The organism is Coprococcus sp. RTP21428st1_C9_RTP21428_210409 (genome assembly GCF_040227395.1).
GTDB classification, from domain to species: domain Bacteria; phylum Bacillota; class Clostridia; order Lachnospirales; family Lachnospiraceae; genus Coprococcus; species Coprococcus aceti.
Genome location: NZ_JBEHVV010000027.1, coordinates 1 through 25,040, shown reverse-complemented (window position 1 = coordinate 25,040; position 25,040 = coordinate 1). Strand labels below are relative to the sequence as shown.

General features: G+C 43.3%; 23 protein-coding genes and 1 pseudogene. 5 read left to right on the top strand and 19 right to left on the bottom strand.

Annotated features, from left to right (window positions below; all coding sequences use genetic code 11):
• Positions 1 to 8: 8 nt before the first annotated feature.
• From ABUA34_RS07210 to ABUA34_RS07180, 7 genes are all read right to left on the bottom strand, one after another.
• Positions 9 to 707, bottom strand: a complete 699-nt coding sequence (locus ABUA34_RS07210; protein WP_349823076.1) for a LytR/AlgR family response regulator transcription factor — start codon at positions 705 to 707, stop codon at positions 9 to 11.
• 228 nt (positions 708 to 935) lie between these two features.
• Positions 936 to 1,370: an Hsp20/alpha crystallin family protein gene (locus ABUA34_RS07205; protein ID WP_118017275.1), complete on the bottom strand. Its 435-nt coding sequence runs from the start codon at positions 1,368 to 1,370 to the stop codon at positions 936 to 938.
• Positions 1,371 to 1,607: 237 nt separating this feature from the next.
• On the bottom strand, positions 1,608 to 2,399 hold the full coding sequence (locus ABUA34_RS07200) for a metallophosphoesterase (protein ID WP_022058900.1): 792 nt from the start codon (positions 2,397 to 2,399) through the stop codon (positions 1,608 to 1,610).
• Between the two features lie 174 nt (positions 2,400 to 2,573).
• On the bottom strand, positions 2,574 to 2,810 hold the full coding sequence (locus ABUA34_RS07195) for a hypothetical protein (RefSeq protein WP_349823075.1): 237 nt from the start codon (positions 2,808 to 2,810) through the stop codon (positions 2,574 to 2,576).
• Between the two features lies 1 nt (position 2,811).
• Positions 2,812 to 3,315 (bottom strand): hypothetical protein, encoded by a 504-nt coding sequence (locus ABUA34_RS07190; protein WP_215671547.1) that lies wholly within the window; start codon positions 3,313 to 3,315, stop codon positions 2,812 to 2,814.
• Positions 3,316 to 3,579: 264 nt separating this feature from the next.
• Positions 3,580 to 4,872, bottom strand: a complete 1,293-nt coding sequence (locus tag ABUA34_RS07185; protein WP_349823074.1) for a sensor histidine kinase — start codon at positions 4,870 to 4,872, stop codon at positions 3,580 to 3,582.
• A gap of 15 nt (positions 4,873 to 4,887) precedes the next feature.
• On the bottom strand, positions 4,888 to 5,622 hold the full coding sequence (locus ABUA34_RS07180; RefSeq protein ID WP_349823073.1) for a LytR/AlgR family response regulator transcription factor: 735 nt from the start codon (positions 5,620 to 5,622) through the stop codon (positions 4,888 to 4,890).
• A 271-nt stretch (positions 5,623 to 5,893) separates the two neighbouring features.
• Here ABUA34_RS07180 and ABUA34_RS07175 point away from each other — a divergent pair, with 271 nt between their 5' ends.
• A complete protein-coding gene (locus tag ABUA34_RS07175; RefSeq protein ID WP_055146567.1) occupies positions 5,894 to 6,556 on the top strand; it encodes an L-2-amino-thiazoline-4-carboxylic acid hydrolase in 663 nt (220 codons plus the stop codon).
• On the opposite strand, the gene fliB is transcribed toward ABUA34_RS07175, so the two are convergent.
• The 11 genes from fliB to ABUA34_RS07120 form a co-directional block, all read right to left on the bottom strand.
• On the bottom strand, positions 6,557 to 7,729 hold the full coding sequence (gene fliB, locus ABUA34_RS07170; RefSeq protein ID WP_349823072.1) for a flagellin lysine-N-methylase: 1,173 nt from the start codon (positions 7,727 to 7,729) through the stop codon (positions 6,557 to 6,559).
• A 37-nt stretch (positions 7,730 to 7,766) separates the two neighbouring features.
• Positions 7,767 to 8,804, bottom strand: coding sequence for a sensor histidine kinase (locus tag ABUA34_RS07165; protein WP_349823071.1), 1,038 nt, complete (start codon positions 8,802 to 8,804; stop codon positions 7,767 to 7,769).
• 24 nt (positions 8,805 to 8,828) lie between these two features.
• Positions 8,829 to 9,515 (bottom strand): response regulator transcription factor, encoded by a 687-nt coding sequence (locus tag ABUA34_RS07160; RefSeq protein WP_349823070.1) that lies wholly within the window; start codon positions 9,513 to 9,515, stop codon positions 8,829 to 8,831.
• Positions 9,516 to 9,625: 110 nt separating this feature from the next.
• Positions 9,626 to 12,154: an FtsX-like permease family protein gene (locus tag ABUA34_RS07155; RefSeq protein ID WP_349823069.1), complete on the bottom strand. Its 2,529-nt coding sequence runs from the start codon at positions 12,152 to 12,154 to the stop codon at positions 9,626 to 9,628.
• Complete coding sequence (locus ABUA34_RS07150; protein WP_022058355.1) at positions 12,102 to 12,800, bottom strand: ABC transporter ATP-binding protein; 699 nt, start codon at positions 12,798 to 12,800, stop codon at positions 12,102 to 12,104. Before ABUA34_RS07150 ends, ABUA34_RS07155 begins: the two co-directional genes overlap by 53 nt.
• Positions 12,801 to 13,003: 203 nt before the next feature.
• On the bottom strand, positions 13,004 to 13,807 hold the full coding sequence (locus ABUA34_RS07145) for an HAD family hydrolase (protein WP_147565845.1): 804 nt from the start codon (positions 13,805 to 13,807) through the stop codon (positions 13,004 to 13,006).
• 13 nt (positions 13,808 to 13,820) lie between these two features.
• Entirely contained in the window at positions 13,821 to 15,809 is a 1,989-nt protein-coding gene (locus tag ABUA34_RS07140) for a glycoside hydrolase family 31 protein (RefSeq protein ID WP_147566094.1), read from the bottom strand.
• A 10-nt stretch (positions 15,810 to 15,819) separates the two neighbouring features.
• The gene (locus tag ABUA34_RS07135) at positions 15,820 to 16,545 is read right to left on the bottom strand and encodes a sce7726 family protein (protein WP_238051563.1); all 726 of its coding nucleotides are present in this window, start codon (positions 16,543 to 16,545) and stop codon (positions 15,820 to 15,822) included.
• A gap of 148 nt (positions 16,546 to 16,693) precedes the next feature.
• Positions 16,694 to 17,617 (bottom strand): DnaJ C-terminal domain-containing protein, encoded by a 924-nt coding sequence (locus tag ABUA34_RS07130; protein ID WP_238051564.1) that lies wholly within the window; start codon positions 17,615 to 17,617, stop codon positions 16,694 to 16,696.
• A gap of 192 nt (positions 17,618 to 17,809) precedes the next feature.
• Positions 17,810 to 19,111, bottom strand: a complete 1,302-nt coding sequence (eno, locus tag ABUA34_RS07125; protein WP_119998594.1) for a phosphopyruvate hydratase — start codon at positions 19,109 to 19,111, stop codon at positions 17,810 to 17,812.
• A gap of 173 nt (positions 19,112 to 19,284) precedes the next feature.
• Positions 19,285 to 20,061: a ZIP family metal transporter gene (locus ABUA34_RS07120; protein WP_055273076.1), complete on the bottom strand. Its 777-nt coding sequence runs from the start codon at positions 20,059 to 20,061 to the stop codon at positions 19,285 to 19,287.
• A gap of 401 nt (positions 20,062 to 20,462) precedes the next feature.
• Here ABUA34_RS07120 and ABUA34_RS07115 point away from each other — a divergent pair, with 401 nt between their 5' ends.
• The gene (locus ABUA34_RS07115; protein ID WP_349823068.1) at positions 20,463 to 21,986 is read left to right on the top strand and encodes a Mur ligase family protein; all 1,524 of its coding nucleotides are present in this window, start codon (positions 20,463 to 20,465) and stop codon (positions 21,984 to 21,986) included.
• A gap of 553 nt (positions 21,987 to 22,539) precedes the next feature.
• On the opposite strand, the gene ABUA34_RS07110 is transcribed toward ABUA34_RS07115, so the two are convergent.
• Positions 22,540 to 23,442, bottom strand: coding sequence for a deoxyribonuclease IV (locus ABUA34_RS07110; protein WP_349823085.1), 903 nt, complete (start codon positions 23,440 to 23,442; stop codon positions 22,540 to 22,542).
• A 192-nt stretch (positions 23,443 to 23,634) separates the two neighbouring features.
• Between ABUA34_RS07110 and ABUA34_RS07105 the strand changes: the two genes are divergently transcribed.
• The 3 genes and pseudogenes from ABUA34_RS07105 to ABUA34_RS07095 form a co-directional block, all read left to right on the top strand.
• Positions 23,635 to 23,994, top strand: a complete 360-nt coding sequence (locus tag ABUA34_RS07105; protein WP_015533742.1) for a VOC family protein — start codon at positions 23,635 to 23,637, stop codon at positions 23,992 to 23,994.
• 73 nt (positions 23,995 to 24,067) lie between these two features.
• A complete protein-coding gene (locus ABUA34_RS07100; protein ID WP_004850005.1) occupies positions 24,068 to 24,493 on the top strand; it encodes an FKBP-type peptidyl-prolyl cis-trans isomerase in 426 nt (141 codons plus the stop codon).
• A 114-nt stretch (positions 24,494 to 24,607) separates the two neighbouring features.
• Positions 24,608 to 25,040, top strand: a pseudogene (locus ABUA34_RS07095) (DUF3800 domain-containing protein); the annotation flags it as partial.

The following is a 25,040-nucleotide window of genomic DNA, read 5'->3' as shown; positions in this document are numbered from 1 at the left end:
CATTATCTTCACCCCATCATCCGGTCAAAATCAACCATTTTCTGTAATACATCTTTATATCTGCGTCTTGCTATAGGTATTGCCTTATCATCATCCATTACAATACGATACTTTGTAATGCCTTTGACATGCTGCATATTTATAATATAGCTTTTATGTATCTCAATAAACAATCTCTCATCAAGTTCACCTAGGATATTTCCAAGTCTCTCTCTGCTTTCATATCGCCTGTACTTGCTATATATTTCCAGATAATCTGACTTTGCCTCTATAACACAAATATCCCTCTGCATTATCTCACACTCTGAACCATTATATCTGACCTTAAGAAGCTCCTGTCCCGCGGACGATAATGTCACATAATCCAGTGCTTCAAACAATTCATCCTCTTCAACAGGTTTTGTCACAAATCTGACAGCCCCTATCATAAAGGCTTCCTTAAACCGTTCTCTTTTCCCTGTCAACATAACAATCGTGAGTTTTCTGTTTTCTTTTCTCAATATTCTTGCCGCCTCTATTCCATCCATTCCAGGCATATCAATATCAAGAAGTACCGCATCCCCGTGTTCTCCCAGCTCTATAAGCTCTTCGGCAGAATAACAGTCTTCCAACTGTATTACTACCGATTTTTTCTGAGTATATTGAGCTGCATATGCTCTTATGTCCTCATGTATCTGACGCTCATCGTCACATAGAATTATCTTCATTCTTTTCCTCAATATTTAATTTTGTATATTTTTACTATTACATGCTGTAATCCAACCAAGTGTAATTATATACACCAAATAAGATATCGTCAATCTGACATTTTTATGCAAAAAACCGGCGCAGGAGGGAGGTTCCTGCGCCGGTCATCAACACTACGAAATGTATTTTATTTACTAGGCAGACGCATTATATGCGCTTCGCGCGGCGTCTGCATGCTTTGTGAAATATTATTCAATTGTTATATACTTTGACTTTGGCTCTTCCGGTTTCTTCTCAATCTTTGGAACTGTGAGCTTAAGCACACCGTCCTCAAACTTGGCCTTGATATCTTCCTGAGTCAGATCCTTGCCGACATAGAATGTTCTGCTGCCTGAGCCACTGTAACGCTCCTTGCGGATATACTTTGTCTTCTTATCTTCCTCTGTGGTCTCACTCTTTGTAGAAGCGTTCACGATCAGATATCCATCCTTGAGCTCTATCTTCACATTCTCTTTCTTAACTCCTGGGAGATTCATCTCAACTGTGTATGCATCCTCACTCTCTGCTACATCAGCCTGCATAAATCCATTCATCTGCGTCTGCTTTGGTGCTGCATAAGTCCTCTCAGGATATCCAAAGAAATCATCTAAAAAGCTATCTCCAATAATACTAGGCATTAACATAAGTCATCTCTCCTTCCAATATCTATCCCCTCTGCCTTTATCGCATCAGGTATATACATGTTAATAATTTCGTTTCCTTTTCAAAGGATCGCTTCAAGGCTTATCGTTAATTTCTATTTAGAAGCTCTTTCCTTTGACTGATTATGTTATACCACTTTTATTAGCACTCGTCAATACCGAGTGCTAATAATTTTTGTGAAAAAAATGTGAAGTCCAGCTTTATAGGACTTCACAACCTCACACATAAAACACCTTTTCATCCTCAAGCCTGAAACATGCAAGTCTTGCGTTCTTTTTCCCTGTATATCTCATCCAGCATCCACAGTCTATATCATAGAACAAAAAATCTCTCTCCTCATCATACTTACGAAATACCCGTCCATCATTATATGCAAATTCTTCCTCTTTGGTCGTAGGAGTATGCCCCGCCACAACCATGCCGTGCATGATGCCGCCATTTGTAAATCCATCACCCCTGGCATTCATATAGAATTCTTCCCTTGAGCTGTACCTGGCCTTAAGTTCCGGCGTATCAAGCCTTCTGATGTATCCGGCATGGACTACTATGCATTTTCTGTCAGACACTTTCGTCTCATACAGATACGGCATGCTCTTTATCCGATCCGCCCATGCACATAACCGCGAGAAAGTATATCCGGATTCTATCAGCTCGTATACCGTCTCACAGCGGTCAAACTTTACGCTGGCATCTTTTTTCGCAAGCTTTTTCATCGACTGGTACAAAGTTTTCGTGTCCTGCAGGCTATCCCTGTCAAGATCCATTTTATAGCTGATGATCCTCATCGCCTCTATATTCTGTGCAAAGTCCTCATCGTGATTGCCGCGTAGCAAAATGACATTTGGCGGAACATTCCTTATCCATTCCAGCACCTCGGCATTCTTTGGTCCCTTATCTATATAATCTCCCGCACATATCAGAGTGTCACTGTCCTCTAAATTTATCTTCTCAAGCATCCGGATCAGCTCGTCATAGCATCCGTGAATGTCTGATATTACATAACTGCCCATATTTTTCCTCCCATATCATACTTCATATCGAACATATACTAGTCTTATTTCTGTAAATGTCAACACCATCTGAAAGTAAATTCTGCGTAAATGTCCTGTCAGACACAAAAAGTCATCCGGACTTTATCCGGATGACTTTGTATTCCTCTTTTAATAGTTTTCTTCAGTTACTTTTTAATATATCATCTCACATACCCATCTGATCACAAACATACACGCCAGACATATGCTTCCCCAGCTTGATTTCTTTTTAGCCGCCAATATTATGCATAAAATAAGCAATGATCCTGCACAAATAAGTGACACCACATTTATTCCCATATTAAATGGAACAAGTTTAAAATCATGCAGTATCTCCAATACCAATAAAGCTATTATAACCATAGTCTCTAATATCTGAACTATCTTCATATCAATACCTACCTACCTTTACTATGTATCGCGTCGTTTTATAAATCTGTCTTCTACCTAAACGTGTCCTATAATATTTTTTCGTCCTCACTTTAATTGTTATACCATGTTTGTTAGATGCAGTGTGTCCTAATACTGATGACACTGCACCACATATAGTTACCGCTGCTACTAACGGATTTGAAACAGTTATAGCACATTTCTCTAAAATCAAAAAAGCAAGTCCTAAACCTGATGATGCATCCCCTGAAAGAGCAGCAATTTTCTTATAAGAAACTTTATACGTTTTATCACTCACCCGCGTAGAACTTCTTGCCATGTTGTACTTACCTATATCTATAGTTTCTATCAAACGAACATCACTATTTCTTACATACTGTTTTATTAAATATTCCTGTTTATAAAAATTTTGTTGCTGTGTTTTTTCATTCGTTTCTGCCATTGCTGCGGTTGGTTTTATCAAAATCATAATGCAAACCATCAATATACATATTATCCTTTTCATTTATACCTACATCTCCTATTATTAGATAGTGGTATTTTTTATAGACCATCCCCAAGGTCTTTATTGTTTTCACTTTGTAAACATGTCTTTAAAATTTAAAAACTTACCTTTTACTTTTTGTGGAAATATCTCCACGCAAAAATCCATATAGAACTCACACTCATCTCTACCCTCCCTAAAAGGCAAACTCCATTTTCTGTTTGTCCTTCGTTTGGTAGAGTACCCCTGCAAATTCAGTATTTCCAGCATTTTTCTGCAAACGGTTTAAATACTCGACGAACGGTTACTTTTTACTCTAATTTGTGACACAAAACAATTATCTTCTTTCTTATACTCAGCATATCCATCATATCTTCGAAGCGTATTTTCTATGTTTTTTATCCCCAATCCGTGATTTTTCTTATCCCCTTTTGTCGTATATATTTTTCCAGCCTTTGTAATACCAGTGTGTTCAGTACATGTGTTTCTCATATTGATCTGTAGAAAGATATTTCCGCTCTTTATCTCAAAAAATATGTATTTTTCTTTATCCGGCACTTGCTCAATCGCCTCCACCGCATTTTTCACAAGATTTGACACAAGAATACACAAATCTCTCCTCGCTATATCCAGTGAATCAGAAATATATCCTTTCACATCAATTTTACATTTATCCTTGATCGGCAATAAATAATAGTTCAGTATCGTATTGACTATCTCGTTGCCTACATCATAATCATATTTACTGATGGATGATATGTCACTCAGCATCTCGTCCAGATAACTGCCCAGTTTCTTATATTCTTTCCTGTCTTCATAATTCTTCATCTGGATCAATTCTGCAATAATATCATGGCGGAACTGCCTCGTTCTCTGTTCCTTTTCCAGCAGCTGTTCAAAATATTCTCTTTGCTGCTCATTGAAGCTTTCCAAGATTGAATTTTCAATCTGATATTTGTTCTGAACATTAAAGTAATATATCATCAGGAGGATCAGTACAACTATAACTACACCACCGGCTATAACAATCCCCAGCCCTATCATTTCTCCATCTATTTGCAAAACATCCACCAAAACAAATGTAAAATATGAGATCATAGCCTCTATCGCAAACAGTGCAGCAGCCACCACAAGACTCATTTTTCCGGGCAAAAGAAACGCATCCTTGTCAATTCTTCTTCCTATAGTCCAGTAATAGATCCATATAATTGCCACTACAACCACTGTATAAACGATGTTTACATATTCCGGATCCAGCTTAACGCCATACATCAATATGAATTCAAAAATGCTTTCAAGTATTGACAGCAATGGGAAACTTACAAGCGCCAGCTTTATGGTCTCTGATACTCTTAGACGATATATTTGTGAGTTGATCAGCACGCCACTTATGATCGCAGGAACGCAGAGAATGTCCAGATTCCCTATTCTTATAGACAAAACTAATAACAGCACACTGATGCACAAAGTCACAAGCATTTTCCAGTCATACTTTATATTGGCCCGTTTCCCCCAAAATACATAGTAAAATGATATATATTCTATATTGATCAGCAAAAATAATATGCCATACAACATATTTTCTTCTCCCCCTTATCTGCAGTTCACGTCAAACTCTATGATCTTTTGATGTACTTCTTTACTTTTTCTCCTTGCTACAGATACCTTTTTCCCTCCGGATAATTCCACATATCCATTCTTTATATCGCTGACATATAACATATTCACAAGGTAGCTTCGATGAACATATATAAACAATCTATCATCCAGATTTTCCGCCAAATCTTTTAATGAATGATTGCTCTCACAGACCTTATCTTTCAGATATATTTTTACATAATCTCTTTTCGCCTCCACCATATAGATATCTCTCTGGCGAACGGTGCAATCTTCCCCATTATATTTTACTGTGACTGTGCCATACCCAGCGAGTGACGCCACTGCGCTGTCCAGCGCCTCAAACAGCTCATCTTTCTCGATGGGTTTTGTCACAAATCTCGTCGCACCTATCTTAAATGCATCTTTAAAACGCTCCCTTTTACTCGTGAGCATTATAATATTGCATTGTCTTCCGCTCTTTTTCAGCGCAGCGGCAGCCTCTATCCCATCCATAACAGGCATGTCTATATCCAATAATAATATATGTATCTCTTCTGTCTCATTAAGCAGCATCTGTGCAGAATCATAATGTGACAGCTTATATACACATTTTCTGGATTCCCTATATTCTATTAATTTCTCCTCAACTTCTCTGTGAGTCAGCTCTTCATCATCACATACAGCAATATGGATATTTTCTATATTTCCCATATTTTCTATCTTCTCCATACCCCTTTATATCATTGTCGATCAATCCCTAAACAACATTAATCATCATAAGATGTCTGATAATTATTCTATAATATTTCTATTTGGATCTAATATCACATTTTATAAATTATATTATTGCTATAGATAATATTCAAGAATTGTGCTTCCACCATATATATGATAAAATTTACTCAGTTAGTATGCTCTAACCAAATAGTTTGGTTGGATCTGTCAGCCCCATCACTGCGGATTCTGATGGGCTGCCATCAGGTTATGGGAGGTAAATAAGATGAAACGGGCATATTCAGTATCGAGCTATGCAAAGCTCTATAAAAAATACTGCAAAGAGAATCTTTCGTCCGAGGCGGATGGTATATTCAAAAAGGCTGATGAATATTACAGGGAATTCATGCGCAAGGACATGCCGGATCTCGGCAAGAACATGATGGCGACCAACATGTATGACTGGTTTACCATTGTATCATTCTATGAGGCAAGCGGCCACAGGCTTGACGGCGAGGTTCTTCTCACCATCAAACGGGATGCCGCTGAAAAGATGAAATTCCTTGGGAAAATAGTGAATGGCAACAGGAGCAACTGGCCATACAAGCTATTTGAAAAGACTTATGTTAAATTCAACAAGATGCAAAAAGAACACCAGGCAAAAGGCGAATGGATGGATAGTTGGAAGGTTGAGATCAACCCGGATGGAAGGACTGAAGGGTTCTGCTTCCATCTGATTGGATGTCCTATAGCGAAGCATGCAAAGGAGCACGGCTATGCGGACCTGCTCCCTTATCTGTGCAGGACTGACCACTACCTTGCGGAGGTCATGCACGCCCGCCTGATCCGTACACAGATCGAGGCTCTTGGCGGGGATTGCTGCGACTACTGGTATGTCGGCGACGAGAGTCCTGCACTGGAGCAGTATAAGGATCTTGAGAAGATATAACTACAGATCAAACCAGTCAAGCACCTCAACCTGTTCAAGATTCTCGTCCGAATGCTCTATCTCCCTGGAATATCTGTAAGAGAGCTCTATGAGATCATCCGCCGACAAAGTCTCACCATTTCTGAGCCATCTAGCCATGAGCAGCATATAGAGTTCAACCGCATGTCCGACGCATGCGTTTACCTTGCCGGATATATTATCGTCGTACACTGCGCCGAGAAGATATATCGAGATGAAGTAGACTATGATCTGTTCAAGGAATATGTCCATCGTCATGCGAAGCACACCCTCAATCACATTGTCCTCAGTCACAACACTCTCAGCAGTATCCGATTCCTGTCCAGGATGACAACCTGTAACCTCGCAGTTGTCCCTCCACCACTTTTCAAACCATTTCTTATTCTCCATGAAAACTTTCTCACCCTGTCCAAACAGCAGCTCCTGCGACTCTATGAGCACATCCTCCCAGTCATCATACAAAAGTTCAAGATCTTCAATGAGAAACATAGCCTGCTTCTGAAGTAACATATACTCTTCATGGTCTCCGTGGATCTGTGGCTTATCCTGCTCCTCACACTCATCCCACATGACCAGATCGCCCTCGTCATAGTGTCTCTGAGCCGACGCACCGATCTGAATCACCCGCTCTATTCTGCTCCGTATGTCCACACTTCTGTCCTGAATGACATTCAGTATCGCCTCCCGGATATCCTCCAGATTGGAATAAAGGAAATAATCAAAGTCATCGAACATCTCGTCCTCGTCATCTTCCTCAGTCACAAATGTAACCTTATCCGTGATGTTCATCAGTATACGTGCCACCTCAGGACATGAAAGTGATAACGAAACCTCGCGCACATTCTCGAATTCTTCCGTATGTCTCGGATATTCCCTGCAGGTGGTACAAAGGCTTTCCTTACCCATATGTATATACAGATCACACAGCATGTCATCTCGCAAAAATGCACACTTTCCACTTCTGCCATGCCTGAAAACGCCCTCTTTCCAGTTCACTTTCCTGTGAAGCTCCGGTCTGTAATCTCCATCGTACTCCTGATACCTTTCAAGAGAATCGTCATCTATCACTATCTGCCATTTGCCGCAGCATGTGTCCGGGCATTTGTCCGCTATACAATTGAATTTCTTATAATAATCCGGGTATGTGTAAATCATATGTACTCCTTTATATATAATCATGCCATTATTCCATTCATCGGCTCTGCAGCACGATCACGAACTTGTTACCGCCCTTTTGGGGAATAACACTTAACATTCTGCCCTGTTTTTCTATGATCTCCCTTGACAGATAAAGGCCTATTCCAACACCATCCTTGTCACCGGAATTTCTGCCACGGTAAAACCTCTCAAATATATGTGTACGCTCATCCTCTCCTATTGGTTCATTCTCATCTGTCACACTGATTTCAACCGTGAGCCCTAGTTTTCTGACCGACAGGACTATCTCACTTCCAGTTTTTCCGTATTTTATCGCATTATCCAAAAGATTGAAACACGCTTCCGCAGTCCATCTTCTGTCATGCTGTATATCACATTTCACCTGTTCATCGTATCTGATAGTTATATCGGCGTTTTTCGCACTCACATATACATCTTTCACTGCCTGCAGCACAGTGTCATTTATACTCTGGCTTTTCACATCGAGATTGATAAGTCCGCTTTCCAGTCTGGATACCTTTATCATACTCTCCGAGAGAAATGACAAGCGCTCCACCGCCAGTTCAAGGACTTGCAAGTACCTAGTACGCTCATCATCACTTATATCCGGATTTTTTAGAAAATCCGTGTACATCCTCAGGTTCGATATCGGTGTCTTCAGTTGATGGGAAAGATCCGATACCAGCCCCTTAATATTCTCATGCTCCAGCCTCTCTCTGGAATTCTGAAGCTTCAGTGCATCGATTATCTTGTCAACCTTGCTCTGCAGCCTTGATACCAGCGAATCCTCATCTTCCGGAAATACCTGCTGCCGTTTCAGCTCAGAGAGATTGTCCAGAAGATCCGACATAGCTGCCACGACCTCCGAAATAAAGTCATCATCTGCCTTCTGCAGCAGCCTTATGACAACAAACACAACTACACCACACGCCAGTGCACCTATGGCCGCAAGTATTTTTCCTGAACATACATACTCAAATACTGCTAAAAACACAAACAAAAGAAGTGAGCATACATACAGCATCCTCACTCTCTTCGTATATTTACCATAGTTTTCAATATATTTATCCATATTATCTCTGTTATATACCCCTGCCTATGTCTCGCCAAATGTATATCCAATTCCAAACACCGTGATCACGTACTCCGGATTGCCGGCATCCTTTTCTATCTTCTGACGCAGTCTTCTGATATGCACATTCAGCGTGTTCTCATCCACATAATTTTCATTGTCATCCCAAATCTTCTGTATGATCATATCCCTTGTGAGAACACGCCCCTTATTTTTTATCAGCAGTTCCAGTATCCTATATTCCGTAACGGACAGCTTTATCGGTTCATCCGATATGTACACCTGCATCCGCTCAAAGTCAACACTCATATCCCCATAATGAAAACGTTCGCGCTTTACCCCATCCAGTGCATTTTCACTTCTTCGAAGGACTGCCTCTATCCGCTGATACAGAAGTTCCATGGAAAACGGCTTCGCTATATAGTCATCGCAGCCGGCCCGGAACCCCTCTATCATATCAGCCTCCGTATCTCTTGCCGTGAGGAAGATGATCGGGACCTTTGTGCTTTTTCTCAGTTCTCTGCAATAGTCAAGACCCTTTCCATCGGGAAGGTTTCTGTCAAGCAATATCAGATCGAAACCATGTTCCAGACAGCCATCCGCCTCCTTGCATGAGTACGCAGTTTCAACTTCGTATCCCCTCTTTTCAAGGAATAGCTTTACACCTCCACATATGATCACATCATCCTCCACGACCAAAATACGTTTCATACTTTCTCCTATCAATTACATGCTGATTCCATGTCATTTTCACGACTCCCGGTCTGCCAAATTACATGCTGATTCCATGTCATTTTCACGACTCCCGGTCTGCCAAATATCTATGATGCTTCTCTCAGCCGACTTGTCACCGTATCTTTTGTCACAAGTCTGAACACCATCGCCGGAACCACAATGCATATAGCAAACAGCACAACAACGACTCCGGCAACAAGTACATACGGATAATGAAATACTGCATAATCGGCTATATTCACACTTAGCCGGCCAGCTCCATACATCATAAGGCTTCCAAGCGTCACAATAAGTACTGTTGTTATAATACCATAAAACATGCCTTCGTACATAAGCATATTACGTATCTGCCTCTTTGTCATTCCAACGCTCTCAAGCACTGCCAGTTCCAGTTTTCTCGTATATACACCGGTGATCATGACATTGATATAATTCACCACTCCGATAAGTATCAATATGATCGACATTCCACCACCTATCACCTCAAGCGACAGCATAGACTTCTTGAATTCCGAGCCCTCCACCGACTTGATATCACTCCCGGCTATGATTGGATTTTCCTTTACGATGCGCTGTACATATGGTGTCACTTCTGTTTCTTTTCCTTTCTCCGCATCCGCAATGATGCATGAGATCTCCGCATCCGGAAACAGATCATCCATTACCGCATCACTCACAAATATCGCCTCCGGAGCTCCACCAAGTACCCAGTAGTATCCGGCGGTGATTGCTGACTGCTCTGTCCTCATCATGGCTGCACCGACTGAGATCTGTCTCTTCCTGCCCGTCTGGTCATTTACAAGTGTCAGAGTCTTATCCGTCATCCGCTCCGACGCTGATATGGAATCTACATAACCTATCAGACATACCTCTCCTTTTTCGAATGCATCTATATCAATCTTCTGTCTGGCAGTTTTGTTGTAGAGCTTTATCATATCTGAATTGACCGATATCAGCGGTGCCCCATACTGTGCCTCACTGTTGGTCGTTGTCTCATAAAATGTCGCAAGAGATTCCGGGTCATCCTCGGTCTCAATAAACGGTGCATAAAGTTCAGCATCAAATGGCAGTCTTACATTTGCGCTTCTGTCCACCTCTACAGTACCCATACCCGGAATGTTTCGCATCTGATCCGCGATATCTGCCATGGTCGCCTGAGGCTTAGAGTTATCTGATTCTCCGTCGCCATATAGCACATAATCATTGTGAATATAGTGCTCTATATAACTGTCCGCATCCATGCATGATATAAATGTATTCACACACAGAAATGTAACTGAACCCATGAATATTGATGCGAACACAAGTATACTTCTCTTTTTTTCACGAAACACATTCCTCCATGCCATCTTCCAGGGCCTTCCTCCACTGGTGGACTTATATCTTGTTCCCGATATATTTCCAGCATATTTCATAGCATCGATTGCAGATATCTTCCCGGCATATTTTGCCGGTTTCCTTGCACTTATAAATACAGTTGCAAATGCAAATACCACGGAAAATACATATATTCCCGGATTGAAACTGACCGCCGATGAAAGTGCAGCTTCCCTGTCTATCGACAGCATGTTCATAGCAAGAGGAACAACACCAAATGACACCGCCGTTCCTAGGAGTACACCTATCGGAATTCCTATACAAGCCAGATATAATGCCTGTTTTTTCACTATCTTCTGTATCTGGGACATCGTGGCTCCGATGGTCTTCAGCATTCCATAGAATCTTATATCCTTTGTAACAGATATGTACATTACATTATATATAAGAAGATATCCACTAAGGAGTATCATAAGAGCTATAATGCCTATACTTATAGCTATAAAAACACGGTTTGAACCATTTTCAGACTGAACATCATATTTCACTTCAAACTTCTGGTCCTGTCTCAAAGTAACATTCTTCTCAAGTTCATCTTGGAGTTTATCACCCTTGCCCTCCTTTGCGGAGATACTGACACGTCCATCCTTCTGCATATCTATTCCCTGGGAATCCACATATTTCTTTGACACCAGACATACGCTGCTCTTGGCAAATCCTGTGTACCAGCCTGAGAGCACAAAATTTTTTCTCTCACCATCCATCACAAACGTAACATTCTGACCTACCTTCGGCGACGTGATACCCATATTGTCAAGTATCTGCTTTGTGAGCATTATCTCATTCTCATCCTTCGGATAACTGCCATTTATATCGGTTATGGCAGGTTTCAGATTCTCATTAAATTCCGTGTCATCATCATACTGAAGCAGATAACTGTACTTGCCTGATTCTGTGCTTACCGTCTGTGCATCAATCTGTATTCCCGCCGCAAGAAGTGACGGACAGGACTTTATATCATTTATCTGACCTTCAGATGGATGCTCCATATATATAGAAGATCTTGTTCCCTGAAGTCTGAGCTGCATCTGGTTAAGATTTTTAGCTATGGAAAATCCCAATGTAAATACAGCCGTGAACATAAATGTTGTGAGAACGATCGCCAGAATAACAATTACATTTCGCACTTTATTCTGCTTTAACATGCGGTGATATATCCTGTTCACCGCCGCCTGGTTATTGTTTCTAAGCATCCTTCTCACCCCCATCTGGTACTCCTGCTGAGAAGATCCTGCCATCTTCGATCCGTATCATCTGGTCTGCCATGGTTGCTATCTCTTCATTATGAGTGATCATCACTATCGTCTGTGCAAACTCTTTACCAGTCAGCTTTAACAGTGCAATGACATCCATGCTGGTCTTGCTGTCCAGATTGCCTGTCGGCTCATCAGCCAATATGATAGAAGGTTTTGCTGCCAGCGCTCTGGCTATCGCAACCCTCTGCTGCTGGCCTCCTGACAGCTGGTTCGGCATGGAAAATTTCTTTTCCGATAAGCCGAGCACATCCATAATTTTATCTACATACGCAGTGTCTATCTTTGTTCCATCCAGCTCGATCGGAAGCACTATATTCTCGTACACATTTAATATTGGCACCAGGTTGTAATTCTGAAAGACAAATCCTATCTTTCGTCTTCTGAATATCGTAAGTGCCTCATCGTCCATTTCAAAAATAGCTTTGCCGTCCAGTATAACATCTCCTGATGTTGGCCTGTCGAGACCTCCTAAGAGATTTAGAAGTGTTGACTTTCCGCTTCCCGAACTGCCTATGATAGATACAAATTTTCCCTCTTCAATATCAAGTGACACATCTGTAAGCGCATGCACGACATTGTCTCCTGTTCCGTATGTCTTTGTAAGATTGTGGGTTGATAATATATTCATGATACCTCTTCCTTTTCATTTTCTTGTCTGTTCTATCTGATGATTTTATTCTAACATCCACATCTTACAATCTTATTACGTTTAATATTAAGATTTAGTGGTCACTGCTTACATTATCAATATATTAAAAGACCCAGCCCCTGTTAATAAGAGACTGAGCCTTTGATTTCTATCCATTATTTATGACTGTTTCTATACTCCGCCTACAGGTTGGCTGCCAGCACCTGCTCCATAACCTGGAGCACTCCACGTTCCTCATTGGATGGGGCGCGGAATCTTGCAAACTTCTCCATGCCAGGCTGCGCATTTGCCACGATATAGCTGTAATATACCGTCTTCAGCATCTCCGCATCATTGAAGTTGTCGCCGAATGCCATCATCTCGCTGGTATCGATACCAAGAAGTTCTCCGATCTTTCTCATGGCCATTCCCTTATTGATACCTTTATTCATGATGTCGATCCATTCTCTTCCGCCCACAGTGACTGAGAAGTTATCTCCAAAACGTGGCGTATAGATCTCTTTGTACTTCACGGCTGCATCCTTATCTGGAGCAAATATCGTAAACTTATTGGCCTCGACGTCAAGGCTTCTCATATCATCAACAAACACAAGATTACTGAGAAATGCTTTGAAAAACTTCGCATACTTCTCATGTTTTTTCAGGACATATGCTCCGGATAGAGCACACAGTACAGCAACACCATCCGTCTCGTCCTCCACAAAGCGTATCATACTCTGGTACTCTTCCACATCCATCAGGCTCTTGTATATGATCTTGCCACAATTGGAAATAGCCGCACCGTTATCACCGATGACCACCATCTTATCCATCTTGTCTCCGAACATATCCCTCAGGGTGTACATCGGTCTTCCGCTGGCTACAACAAAACGAATCCCCTTCTCATCCAGCCTGTCAATGTAATCAAAGAAACCATCCGGGAGTTTTCCATTCTCCATAAGCAGTGTGTGATCCATGTCGGATGCAATTAATTTTACGTTCTTCATGACTTCACTTTCCTTACTTAAATAATAATGCACAATTCTTCTCCAGATCATACTCCCTTGTATAACCGTCATCATCGTACAGCATATAACTGCTGTTCTTATAACCGATCAGCTGCATTGTGGTCTTGTCAATATCAGCAACGCACTCCGCCACATCCACGACAGGTATACATTTGCCACTTCTTACAAAAAGGATAACTTCATTCAAAGGTACCTCAACAAAGTGATGTCCCGCAGGCATCTCCGTCTGCTCCACTGAGCCATCTGCCGTAAACCTTACAAGCATCATATTCTCTGGCAGATACACATATCTTCCGATGGCATTCTGCGTGTAAACCGGTGCGATCATGATCTCATTTCCAAGCATGAGCTGATCCTCAACATGAGCCGCAATCCTATCATCTGGATATTCAAATGCCAGTGGCTTGAACATCATGTCGTCCGTCAAGGCCGCCTTCATGTACTCGCTGTATATATATGGAAGCAATCGGTAACGGACACCGATCACATTCCTGAAATCTTCTATATGCTCAAACTGATAGCACTCCTGATTTCTTGTGCCCTCACAAGAATGGTCACGCATGAGCGGAGTGAACACACCGAGTGCGAGCCATCTGAGAAGAAGATCCCTTGAAGTATCACAGCCAAATCCGCCGAGATCCGCGCCCGTATACAGGAAACCGCACATATTCATGGACGGAAGCATCTTGATGTTGAGCAGGATGTGTGACCACCACGATTTGTTATCGCCCATCCAGACGCCGCCATAACGATGCATTCCTATATAAGACGATCTGGAGAACAAAAGTCGTCTCTCATCTGGTGAGATCTCGCGAAGCGCCTCGCCTGCCGCCCTTGTCATGTTATATCCAAAGAGGTTATGAACCTTGTCGTGACGCACCATCTCACCATCCACATTGTGATACATAGATGCGTAATCCTTCGGATTGTTGCCAACACCTGCCGCCATACCCGAGATGCCCCAGACATCGTCCACAGTCTCGTCCTTCTCAATGAACTTCTTCATAGCTTTCTTCAGCTCGCTCACGCCCTCCGGGGTGAAGAAGATCGCCGGCTCATTCATGTCATTCCAGAAGCCCTCTATACCTGCATCCGTGAGGATCTTATATTTTGCACCGAACCAGCGTCTCGCCTCAGGGTTCAGCACATCAGGGAAATGCGTATATCCCGGCCATACCGCCGCAACGAAATCACTTCCATCTGCTCTCTTACAGAAGTAGTTATTTGCCACGCCCTCCTCATACACATCGTAGCCTTTCTCTATCTTTACTCCGGCATCGATGATTGGGATCAGGCGTATATTATCCTTTTTCAGATTCTCCACATACTCCGAAAAATCGCCAAAGTCGTCATTTATGGTGAAATCCTTATAGCTGTCCATGTAATCTATATCCATGTAGACCATATCGATCGGGATGTGGTTCTCTCTGTATTTTCTCGCCACCGTCTCAAAGTCCTCCGGTGTCTTGTATCCCCAGCGACTCTGTCCAAATCCAAATGCAAACTTTGGCGGGATATAACTCCTTCCGATCATCTTCCTGAACTGCTTTGTGATATCATATGGGCTGTCACCTGTTATCACATAGATATCCAGATCTGCGCTGTCACAGAAAATGTGCAGCTCATCGCACTTCGTATATCCCACGTCAAATGTGATCGTGGATGGATAGTCAAAATACAGACCAAATGTCTGCGCTCCTGAAACTATAATAAAGTTGTGTGATGCATACAGTGAGTATACATCCTCGTGATGATGCGGATTGTCTGCATTGTTGCTTATGTACTTGTAGCCTCTCTTGTTGATTCCTCTGTTCGCCTCGCCAAGGCCATACACTATATCACTGTCCTCAAGACCAAATGTGTACGAAAATCCGGCTGTTAAGTCTATATTGCCGTGATCTGGCTGTCCTTTTTCTGCTGCGATATCTACCACTACTGATTCTGTCTGAAATGGCTTTCCGTATGTATACTTCTTTATCATGCTGTCACCTCTATGCATCTCTCTTTTTTCTTCTGTATCTCTTTTTCTTTCTCCTGACCGTCTTGCCGCGCTTTGCCGCCTGTGCCTTTCTGAATTCCTGTATCTGCTCGATCATGGCGGCATAATCCCTCTCGAACAGGATCTCACTTATCTCATGGTGCACGATCTCCGCCGGAAGTCTGTCAACTATAAGTGCCCTGACGAAATCCTTGCTCTTTCCCTTATACATCGGAAGGCTGTAGGTCTCCTGAATATGTGCAAGCTCCGGTCTCCACAATATACGTATGGTACGAAGCAGATCAGCCCGTGGATTTGGCTGCATCTCCCTGACCACGTAGAAATCGATCTTGTGAGTCAGCTTGTCTGACACTCCATCCTCCAGGCCTTCTGCATCTGGCTTGCCATCTGTATCTGACTTGATGCCTGTATCATATTCTTCAACAGATATGATCCCCCAGTAGTCTGGTACATGCTCTGCCACATGACCTGCATGTGTACTTCCCACCACCACGATATTCTGGTCAAAATATAGATCATAGTCTGCTACCTGACTCTCCAGCCGCGTGTATGTATCCGCATCACTTTTTATCTCGATTCCCACTATCTTGTCTGGAATGACCATTACCACATCCGCACGGGAGTTTCCGACGGTCTTCTCCTCAAGGATACGCACCTTGCCATATCGCTCCTCAAGGAAATCAAACAGGGGTTCTCGTATATCTTTATCTAATAACATTTTTCCTCCTGAAATCAATGGTTTGAAGTAATCCTTATATGTATTTTTGTCTGCAAAGTCAAGAAGCTCCCGCTTTAGCTGAGAAAACCAGGGCAGACCGCTCATAAAGTGAGCTTTCCGCCCTGGTTTCTATGTGAACATAATATTATCAGCCCTTGTTCACAAGCTCTGTGAACTTTTTAAGCGCATCCTTCGCCTCTGGTGAAATGTTCCTTGGAACTGCAATTCTCACGGTAACATAATGATCTCCATGGGTATTGCCGCCCCTCGCCTGGACACCCTTGCCACGAAGCCTTATCTTGCTTCCCGACTGAGTACCCGGTGCTATCTTGCACTTCACATCACCGAACATGGTGTGGACCAATATCTCTCCACCGAGAACTGCCGTGTCAAATGGCACAAGAGCCGTGGTGTATATATCCAGACCCTTTCTCTCATAACCTGCCTTGTCTCTTACATTGACCTTCAGCAGCATATCTCCAGGCTGCCCCTTGCCGGTTCCGGGATATCCCTTGCCAGCCAGTCTTATCACACCGCCGTTGTCTATACCCGCCGGAATGTGTACAGTGAACTGGGAACTTCCTCCCCGTCCATCATTGAACGACAGAGTCTTGTCGCAACCATATACTGCATCATCAAAATCTACCGTGACACTTGCCTCCATATCTCTGCCCCGCGCATTGAAGCTTCCCTGACCGAATCCGCCAAATCCGCCTCTCTGTGAGCGGCCACCGCCGCCAAAGAACGAGCCAAATATATCGCCAAACATATCACCGAAGTCTCCACCCTCAAAGTGGAAGCCTCCGCCTCCGAATGGATCACCACCGGCAACTCCGCCGGAGCCATCGAATGCAGCCATTCCAAACTGATCATACATCTTCCTCTTCTCGGCGTCAGACAGTACCGCGTAGGCCTCAGAGGCCTCCTTAAACTTCTCTGCAGCCGTCGCATCGCCAGGATTCGTGTCCGGGTGGTATTTCTTCGCCAGGGTTCTATATGCTCTTTTTATCTCAGCGTCTGTGGCTGTCTTTGATACGCCGAGAACTTCATAATAATCTCTTTTTGAAGCCATGATTCCTACCTCCCGATAAGCCTATGTATAGTTTAACACTATCTGTCAAGTGATTCCATATTTTTAATGTTAAAATACACACATATTATCTGGCAATTTTTAGTCATTTTTTATTTAATTAAAGTATAAAAAAAGCACCTCCACCGATGATTCCACCAGTGGAGATGCATTCGTATGGCTAATGCTATTATCCTACTGCTTTACGTTGAAAGCTTTGATTCCAGGATATACAGCTGAGTCGCCAAGCTGCTCTTCGATTCTGAGGAGCTGGTTGTACTTTGCAACTCTCTCTGATCTTGAAGGAGCACCTGTCTTGATCTGGCATGTGTTGAGTGCTACTGCGAGATCTGCGATAGTTGTATCCGCTGTCTCACCTGATCTGTGTGATGATATTGCTGTGTATCCAGCCTTATGAGCCATCTTGATAGCCTCAAGTGTCTCTGATACTGAGCCGATCTGGTTGAGCTTGATAAGGATACAGTTTGCGCATCCCATCTCGATACCCTTTGCAAGTCTCTCTGTATTTGTAACAAACAGATCATCACCGACAAGCTGTACCTTGTCGCCAAGTCTTGTTGTGAGCTTCTGCCATCCTTCCCAATCCTCCTCATCGAGACCATCCTCAATTGAGATGATAGGATACTTCTCAACAAGCTTTGCCCAGTGCTCGATGAGCTGCTCTGCTGTATACTCTGTTCCAGCCTTTGGAAGCTTGTACCAGCCCTTGCCCTTCTCGCTCTTCCACTCTGATGAAGCAGCATCCATAGCGATCTTGAAGTCCTTACCTGGCTCATACCCAGCCTTCTTTACAGCCTCGAGAATTGTCTCGATAGCTTCCTCGTCAGACTTAAGTGCCGGGGCAAATCCACCCTCATCACCTACTGATGTAGCAAGGCCTCTCTCCTTGAGGATTCCTGCAAGTGCGTGGAATACCTCTGCACACCATCTCAGACACTCCTTAAATGATGGAGCGCCAACTGGCATGATCATGAACTCCTGAACGTCAAGTCCTGATGACAGAGCATGACATCCACCGTTTACGATGTTCATCATTGGAACTGGAAGCTTGTTTCCTGAGATTCCACCGAGGAATCTATAAAGAGGAATGTCAAGTGAGATTGAAGCTGCTCTTGCTGCTGCGATTGAAACTGCAAGGACAGCATTTGCTCCAAGGTTTGACTTGTCCTTTGTTCCATCAGCCTTGATCATTGCTGCATCAACTGCATATATATCAGACGCATCCATTCCTGTAAGTACGTCATTTATAGTAGTATTTATATTCTCTACTGCTTTCTGAACACCCTTGCCGAGGTATCTTGACTTGTCTCCATCACGAAGCTCAAGTGCCTCAAACTCACCTGTGGAAGCTCCACTTGGCGCCGCACCACGACCTACTGTTCCATCTGCCAGATACACCTCCGCCTCAACTGTTGGATTTCCTCTTGAATCAAGGATCTCTCTTCCTATTACCTTTTCAATCTCAAGATAATTCATCATTTTTATATTTCTCCTTTCGTCGCGCGAGTATAACCCCTGCTGACCCTCCGATTCAGCAGTTTACAGAGGGTACAGGAGCTCACATGATCTACGATGTTAGTTTAAACTAACTTGCATTTAAAATCAACATGAGTAGTTGCTCATATTTTATCATTTAGCATTTTTCGTCATTATCCGAGTGCCACATCCAGCACCATCATAAGAGCGAAGCCCACCGCCGCACCGATGGTTCCTATATTGGTATGCTCGCCCGCCTGAGACTCAGGTATCAGCTCCTCTATGACCACATAGAGCATGGCTCCCGCCGCAAATGCAAGGAAATACGGAAGAAGTGGTGTGACCTGGACAGCCAGCAGTGCCGTGAGGAACCCTCCGACCGGCTCCACAGCTCCGGACAGCGTTCCATACAGAAATGCCTTCTTCTTGCTCATGCCCTCGCCAACAAGCGGCATGGACACAATTGCACCTTCCGGGAAGTTCTGTATAGCGATTCCTATGGAAAGTGCAAATGCACCTGTGATGGACACGCCCATATTGCCCATGGCTGCGCCGGCGTACACAACGCCCACAGCCATGCCCTCGGGGATATTGTGGAGCGTGACTGCAAATATCATCATGGTCGTCTTCTGAAGCTTTGACCTGACGCCCTCCGGTTTGTCACTTTCCAGATGAAGGTGAGGTATCACCGTGTCAAGGACAAGCAGGAATATGATTCCAAGAGCAAATCCGATAAGTGCCGGCAGCCACGCTATCTTTCCCTGTGCCTCCGCCATGTCTATGGACGGAATGAGCAGTGACCATATGGACGCCGCGATCATGACCCCCGCCGCAAACCCGAGCAGAGCCTTCTCCACAAGCGGGGATATCTTATCTTTCATAAGGAAAACCATGGCCGCTCCCAGTGTTGTTCCGGCAAATGGTATAAATAATGTTATGAACTCTGACATTTCATCACCTCTTTATAATATGTATTCTGTCTATACTATATTCGTATAACCTCTTCATTAGTTCATTTTTTTAAATTGCGACTACAATTTAATTGAACAGGCGTACTTTGTCAACACAAGTTTTTGCATATGATAGAAGTTATCAATACCGGGCCAAAATGCTTCGCATTTCGACAATTTAAGTGCTATAATACCTGAGGTTATGCTATAATAGGCATGGTTGTACCAGCTTGGATATATTTGTATGCAAATGGAGATAAATATGAAGAGAACAGAACGAATGATCTGAGTATTTTTTATTTGACATAATTATTTATAGAAAGCATAATAAGTGATACATTTAGTCGTACGGATCATAGTCCGTACAAATACAATAAAAGACACATTCCAAGGGGAAAAGTATGAAAGAGAATTTACAATTTACAGCTTTATTGGATATTTTAAGCAGGCAGGATCTTATAACTGAATATTCGGAGGATTGCAAAGACATCACTCCTTCCCATATAACCATCAATTCCAAGGATGTGGTCCCTGGTACATTCTTCGTGTGCAAGGGTGCCTCATTTAAGGAGGATTACCTGAAATCAGCCATCGCACAGGGCGCCATCGTATATTTGTCACAGCAAAAGTACGACGACGTGGACATTCCTTATATTATTGTAAATGATATAAGAAAGGCCATGGCTCTCGCTGCCAGATGGTTCTTCGGCAATCCAGGCGATAACATGACCAAGGTCGGAATCACCGGAACAAAGGGAAAGACCACAGTTACATTTGTCATGAAGGATATACTGGACAAATACACCGACAACAGATGCTCAGCATTCTCAACCCATGAGATTGATGTTGGAACAAAGGTTTTTGAGACCACTCTCACCACACCTGAGCCTATTGAACTCCAGACATACTTCGACATGGCTGTAGATGAAGGCTGTACACACTGTATAATGGAAGTTTCTTCCCAGGCCATGAAGATGAACCGTATCTACGGAGAGCACTACAAGGTCGGAGTATTTACCAATATCGACTACGATCACATCAGCCCGACAGAGCACGCCTCCATGGAGGACTATCTCGGATGCAAGGTATCCTTCCTGAAGCAGTGCGACAACGTTGTGCTGTACAGTGACACAAGATATTTTGAGACTATATATAATGAAGTAAGAGACAAGCACGTTGTTGTATACGGAAGCAAGGAATCTGTAGAAAAGCTCATGTCAAGGGATGACGATTTCTTTGAAAGGGATACTGAATTCGCCAGCATCCACAATGAAGATCTCACAGACCATAACAGCTACTTTGAGCTTATATACGGAGGAGAGAACAGAGCATACAACACCAACCTGATCGGTGATTACAATGTTGAAAATATTGTTGCCGCCATCATCTCCTCTCTTCTCATCGGCATTCCAAATGATCAGATCAGAAGCAGCATCAGAGATGTATATGTTCCGGGAAGACTACAGGTATATCACTGGAAGGATCGCACATTTATGATCGACTACGCACACAACTATATAAGCATGTACAGACTGTATGAGATGGTTAAAAAGACCATGAAGCCAAAGTCTATAACCGTTGTATTCGGCTGTGGCGGTGAGCGTTACAAGAAGCGCCGTGAGGATATGGGAAGACTTGCTGAACAGTATGCCGACAAGGTGGTTCTCACCATGGAGGATCCGGGATTTGAGTCCTGTGAGGAGATCTGCAAGGAGATCAAGCAGTACATCACAAAGCCTTGCTATATAATCGTTGACAGGGAGCAGGCTCTCACAAGAGCCCTCGACGAGGCCCAGCCTGGCGAGCTTGTCATCACGACTGGAAAGGGTATTGAGAGTACCCAGAGAATCAACGGAACTTTTGTGCAGTGTCACTCTGATGCGCAGGTCATCGAGCACTGGCTGACAGAGCATCCGGAGGAATGATAAACGAACGGTAATTGATCTGCTCCGTTTACAGGTATTGAAAAGGCTGGTCACTATATCTGTAATCCCATCACGTTCGACTGCTGTCGCTTCAGAATTTTCCATTTGCACTCGCTTACGACCGCGATAAGAGCGTTGCGGTCTTCAGCTCGGCAGGAAAATCCTGAAGCTCGGCAGTCTTCACTACCGATGGGATTACAGATATAGTGACCAGCCTTTAATATAGTTTGTAGACGGAGCAGACCAATTACCTGTGTTTTGACTGAACATTAGATATGCAATGGTAAACCACAGGTTTATTGCCTTTCTTGCGGCTCAGCTTATAATGAATAGTAGAAACGGGGCGAAAGCGCTGTTATGCAGGTGACAGGAGTTGCCTATCAGACTGACGTAAACTTAATAGTCGTAGCAGGCTGTAGAGTGATGATGCGTGTGATGTTCCGGGAAACAGTGCATGGCTGAGCTTCATAAGGGTTGTTTGTTTACCAAAACCCGGATAGGCAGAGATGCCGAAAGAAAACATTCAGGGAGTTCTACTAAGTAGAACTCCTTTTTATCTGTTATCTTCCACCACTTTCTCCCTCATCTTCGGATCGAATTTCCCATTTCGGATCATTGCTATCTCCCGTTTGAACGGCTCATAGCTTTTCTTGCTGTTTTCCAGGTCTTTGATGTATGGGGATTCCAGGATCTTTGGGACTTCCATGAAGTCTGGGTGGTTCATGATGTACATGAGCGGTTCAAAACCTATCTTGCCAAACCCAAAGTTCTCGTGTCTGTCTTTAGCCGCTCCCGGTTCATTCTTGCTGTCGTTCATATGGAACACGGCTATCTGATCTTTGCCGATGAGTCTGTCGAACTTCTCCACAACTCCATCGAAATCATGTATGATGTCGTAGCCCGCATCGCTGGTGTGACAAGTGTCAAAGCACACACGAAGCTTGTCATTATGACTCACTCCATCATAGATTCGCGCAAGCTCCTCAAAGTTTCTTCCAATCTCACTGCCCTTTCCCGCCATGGTCTCCAGAGCTATGTGGCATGCGGTGTCCGCGGTCAGGACTTCATTCAGGCCCTTTACTATGCTTGCAATTCCCTTGTCCACGTCCTCTCCTACATGTGAGCCCGGATGAAGGACTATGGTCTGTGATCCCATCGCTGTCGCCCTGTCAATCTCCTTTGCGAGGAATTCCACTGCGATTTCATAAGTCGCAGGATTTACTGTATTTGCAAGATTGATTATATACGGCGCATGGACCACGAACTCCTCTATGCCGTTCTGAGCCATGAGTTCATGTGCCTCCTGTATCCTAAGCTCCGATATATCTTTGCGTCTCGTATTCTGTGGTGCGCCTGTGTAGAGCATAAATGTATTTGCGCCAAATGCCACAGCATCCTTCACTGAGCCTAGCATCATCTCCTTGCCCGACATACCCACATGACATCCTAATTTCAACATAATTTATCTCCATTCATTCTAAACTGGTTTCAGTTTACTCTATCCTCGCCGACTGCACAATACGCTGCCGCTACAATCAATAAATAGCTTTTTCTAATTTTACCATATATTATGTAGACTGTTCGCAAATCATTTGGTAAACTAAATACCAGAAACCAACTTATATTATACATTTGGGAGAAAACCGCTATGCAATTAAAAAATGTACTAATCGTCGTAAATGACATTGAACGATCAAAAAAATTTTACAAAGATATCTTCGGGCTTGAGGTTATCTTGGACAACGAGGGAAATGTGATCCTGACGGGAGGGCTGGTCCTTCAGGATGCAACTATTTGGGCTGAATTCATTGAAAATCTTGTAATTCCACATAACAATGCTTCGGAGTTATATTTTGAAGAAAATAATATCGAGGAGTTTGCACAAAAACTTGATGAGTCGCCATACGACATTGAATATGTCAATCGTCTCATGACTCATTCATGGGGACAAAAAGTCATCAGATTCTATGATCCTGACGGCAATCTTATCGAGGTTGGAACGCCATAATTTTTCCTATATCCATTCCCTCTATTTCATGTTACAATTAATGACATATTACCCAATTGGAGGACAAATTTTTATGAGTAACACAGGAAGAACCTGTAAGGTTCACTACACAGGAACATTCAACGACGGAACAAAGTTCGATTCTTCATATGACAGGGGCGAGCCTATCGAGTTCGTTTGCGGTGCAGGACAGATGATTCCGGGATTTGATCAGGCAGTTGAGGGCATGAACGTTGGCGATATCATCGATGTACATCTTCGTCCTGAGGACGCATACGGAATGCCTGACCCGGAGGCCATCATCAAGGCTCCTCTTGCAGATATGCCTGGCGCTGAGAATCTTGAGGTCGGTAATCAGGTATACCTTGCCAATTCCATGGGACAGCAGTTCCTTGTAAAGGTCATTGAAAAAGATGACGAATCCATCACATTTGATGCAAACCATGAGATGGCCGGCAAAGAGCTCAACTTCAAGATAGAGCTTGTATCAGTGGACTAATAGTAACGATACTTATGTTAGAAGGAACCTTTTCACACTTGACGTCAGTTCCGACGGTCTGTCCCACCCAATTGGACGGACAGTGTGATCCGATTATATAAGGAGGCGGGAATCGTGAACATTTACATAGACGAATCAGGTTCTATCAATAAATATGCCACAAACGATCAGTATTTCGTGGTGTCTATGATCCATGTCCTCGATCCCGTCGCCCTTGAGCGTGCTTACAAGAGATTTATTTCTTCCAACTATGAGATGCTTCTTGATCTGGACAGTGATAAGGTCGATGACATGACCGGCAAGATCACCAAGCACGGCGGGAGAATGTTCCGGGACGGCAAATTCCGTGAACTAAAAGGTGCACAGTTTGACAGAGACATGAAGCACATATTTGTGGATTACTTCTCCAGGAAGCATCACTTTGACGTGTACTATATCATGATGAAGAATGAAAATCTGCCGAACCGCTTCTTCGACAACATCTCCAGGACATTCAACTTCTCCATCAAATCTGCCCTGCTCTACTTCATACAGAATGGATATCTTC

Excerpts from the sequence above, each read along its gene's own strand:
- ABUA34_RS07160 (WP_349823070.1), bottom strand. The coding sequence starts at position 9,515 with ATGAAACGTATTTTGGTCGTGGAGGATGATGTGATCATATGTGGAGGT.
- ABUA34_RS07165 (WP_349823071.1), bottom strand. The coding sequence starts at position 8,804 with ATGGATAAATATATTGAAAACTATGGTAAATATACGAAGAGAGTGAGG.
- ABUA34_RS07145 (WP_147565845.1), bottom strand. The coding sequence starts at position 13,807 with ATGAAGAACGTAAAATTAATTGCATCCGACATGGATCACACACTGCTT.
- ABUA34_RS07155 (WP_349823069.1), bottom strand. The coding sequence starts at position 12,154 with ATGGCAGGATCTTCTCAGCAGGAGTACCAGATGGGGGTGAGAAGGATG.
- ABUA34_RS07105 (WP_015533742.1), top strand. The coding sequence starts at position 23,635 with ATGCAATTAAAAAATGTACTAATCGTCGTAAATGACATTGAACGATCA.
- ABUA34_RS07210 (WP_349823076.1), bottom strand. The coding sequence starts at position 707 with ATGAAGATAATTCTATGTGACGATGAGCGTCAGATACATGAGGACATA.
- fliB (WP_349823072.1), bottom strand. The coding sequence starts at position 7,729 with ATGATTTACACATACCCGGATTATTATAAGAAATTCAATTGTATAGCG.
- ABUA34_RS07205 (WP_118017275.1), bottom strand. The coding sequence starts at position 1,370 with ATGTTAATGCCTAGTATTATTGGAGATAGCTTTTTAGATGATTTCTTT.
- ABUA34_RS07115 (WP_349823068.1), top strand. The coding sequence starts at position 20,463 with ATGAAAGAGAATTTACAATTTACAGCTTTATTGGATATTTTAAGCAGG.
- ABUA34_RS07180 (WP_349823073.1), bottom strand. The coding sequence starts at position 5,622 with ATGGAGAAGATAGAAAATATGGGAAATATAGAAAATATCCATATTGCT.
- eno (WP_119998594.1), bottom strand. The coding sequence starts at position 19,111 with ATGAATTATCTTGAGATTGAAAAGGTAATAGGAAGAGAGATCCTTGAT.
- ABUA34_RS07185 (WP_349823074.1), bottom strand. The coding sequence starts at position 4,872 with ATGTTGTATGGCATATTATTTTTGCTGATCAATATAGAATATATATCA.
- ABUA34_RS07120 (WP_055273076.1), bottom strand. The coding sequence starts at position 20,061 with ATGTCAGAGTTCATAACATTATTTATACCATTTGCCGGAACAACACTG.
- ABUA34_RS07150 (WP_022058355.1), bottom strand. The coding sequence starts at position 12,800 with ATGAATATATTATCAACCCACAATCTTACAAAGACATACGGAACAGGA.
- ABUA34_RS07130 (WP_238051564.1), bottom strand. The coding sequence starts at position 17,617 with ATGGCTTCAAAAAGAGATTATTATGAAGTTCTCGGCGTATCAAAGACA.
- ABUA34_RS07195 (WP_349823075.1), bottom strand. The coding sequence starts at position 2,810 with ATGAAGATAGTTCAGATATTAGAGACTATGGTTATAATAGCTTTATTG.
- ABUA34_RS07140 (WP_147566094.1), bottom strand. The coding sequence starts at position 15,809 with ATGATAAAGAAGTATACATACGGAAAGCCATTTCAGACAGAATCAGTA.
- ABUA34_RS07175 (WP_055146567.1), top strand. The coding sequence starts at position 5,894 with ATGAAACGGGCATATTCAGTATCGAGCTATGCAAAGCTCTATAAAAAA.
- ABUA34_RS07100 (WP_004850005.1), top strand. The coding sequence starts at position 24,068 with ATGAGTAACACAGGAAGAACCTGTAAGGTTCACTACACAGGAACATTC.
- ABUA34_RS07190 (WP_215671547.1), bottom strand. The coding sequence starts at position 3,315 with ATGAAAAGGATAATATGTATATTGATGGTTTGCATTATGATTTTGATA.
- ABUA34_RS07200 (WP_022058900.1), bottom strand. The coding sequence starts at position 2,399 with ATGGGCAGTTATGTAATATCAGACATTCACGGATGCTATGACGAGCTG.
- ABUA34_RS07135 (WP_238051563.1), bottom strand. The coding sequence starts at position 16,545 with ATGTTATTAGATAAAGATATACGAGAACCCCTGTTTGATTTCCTTGAG.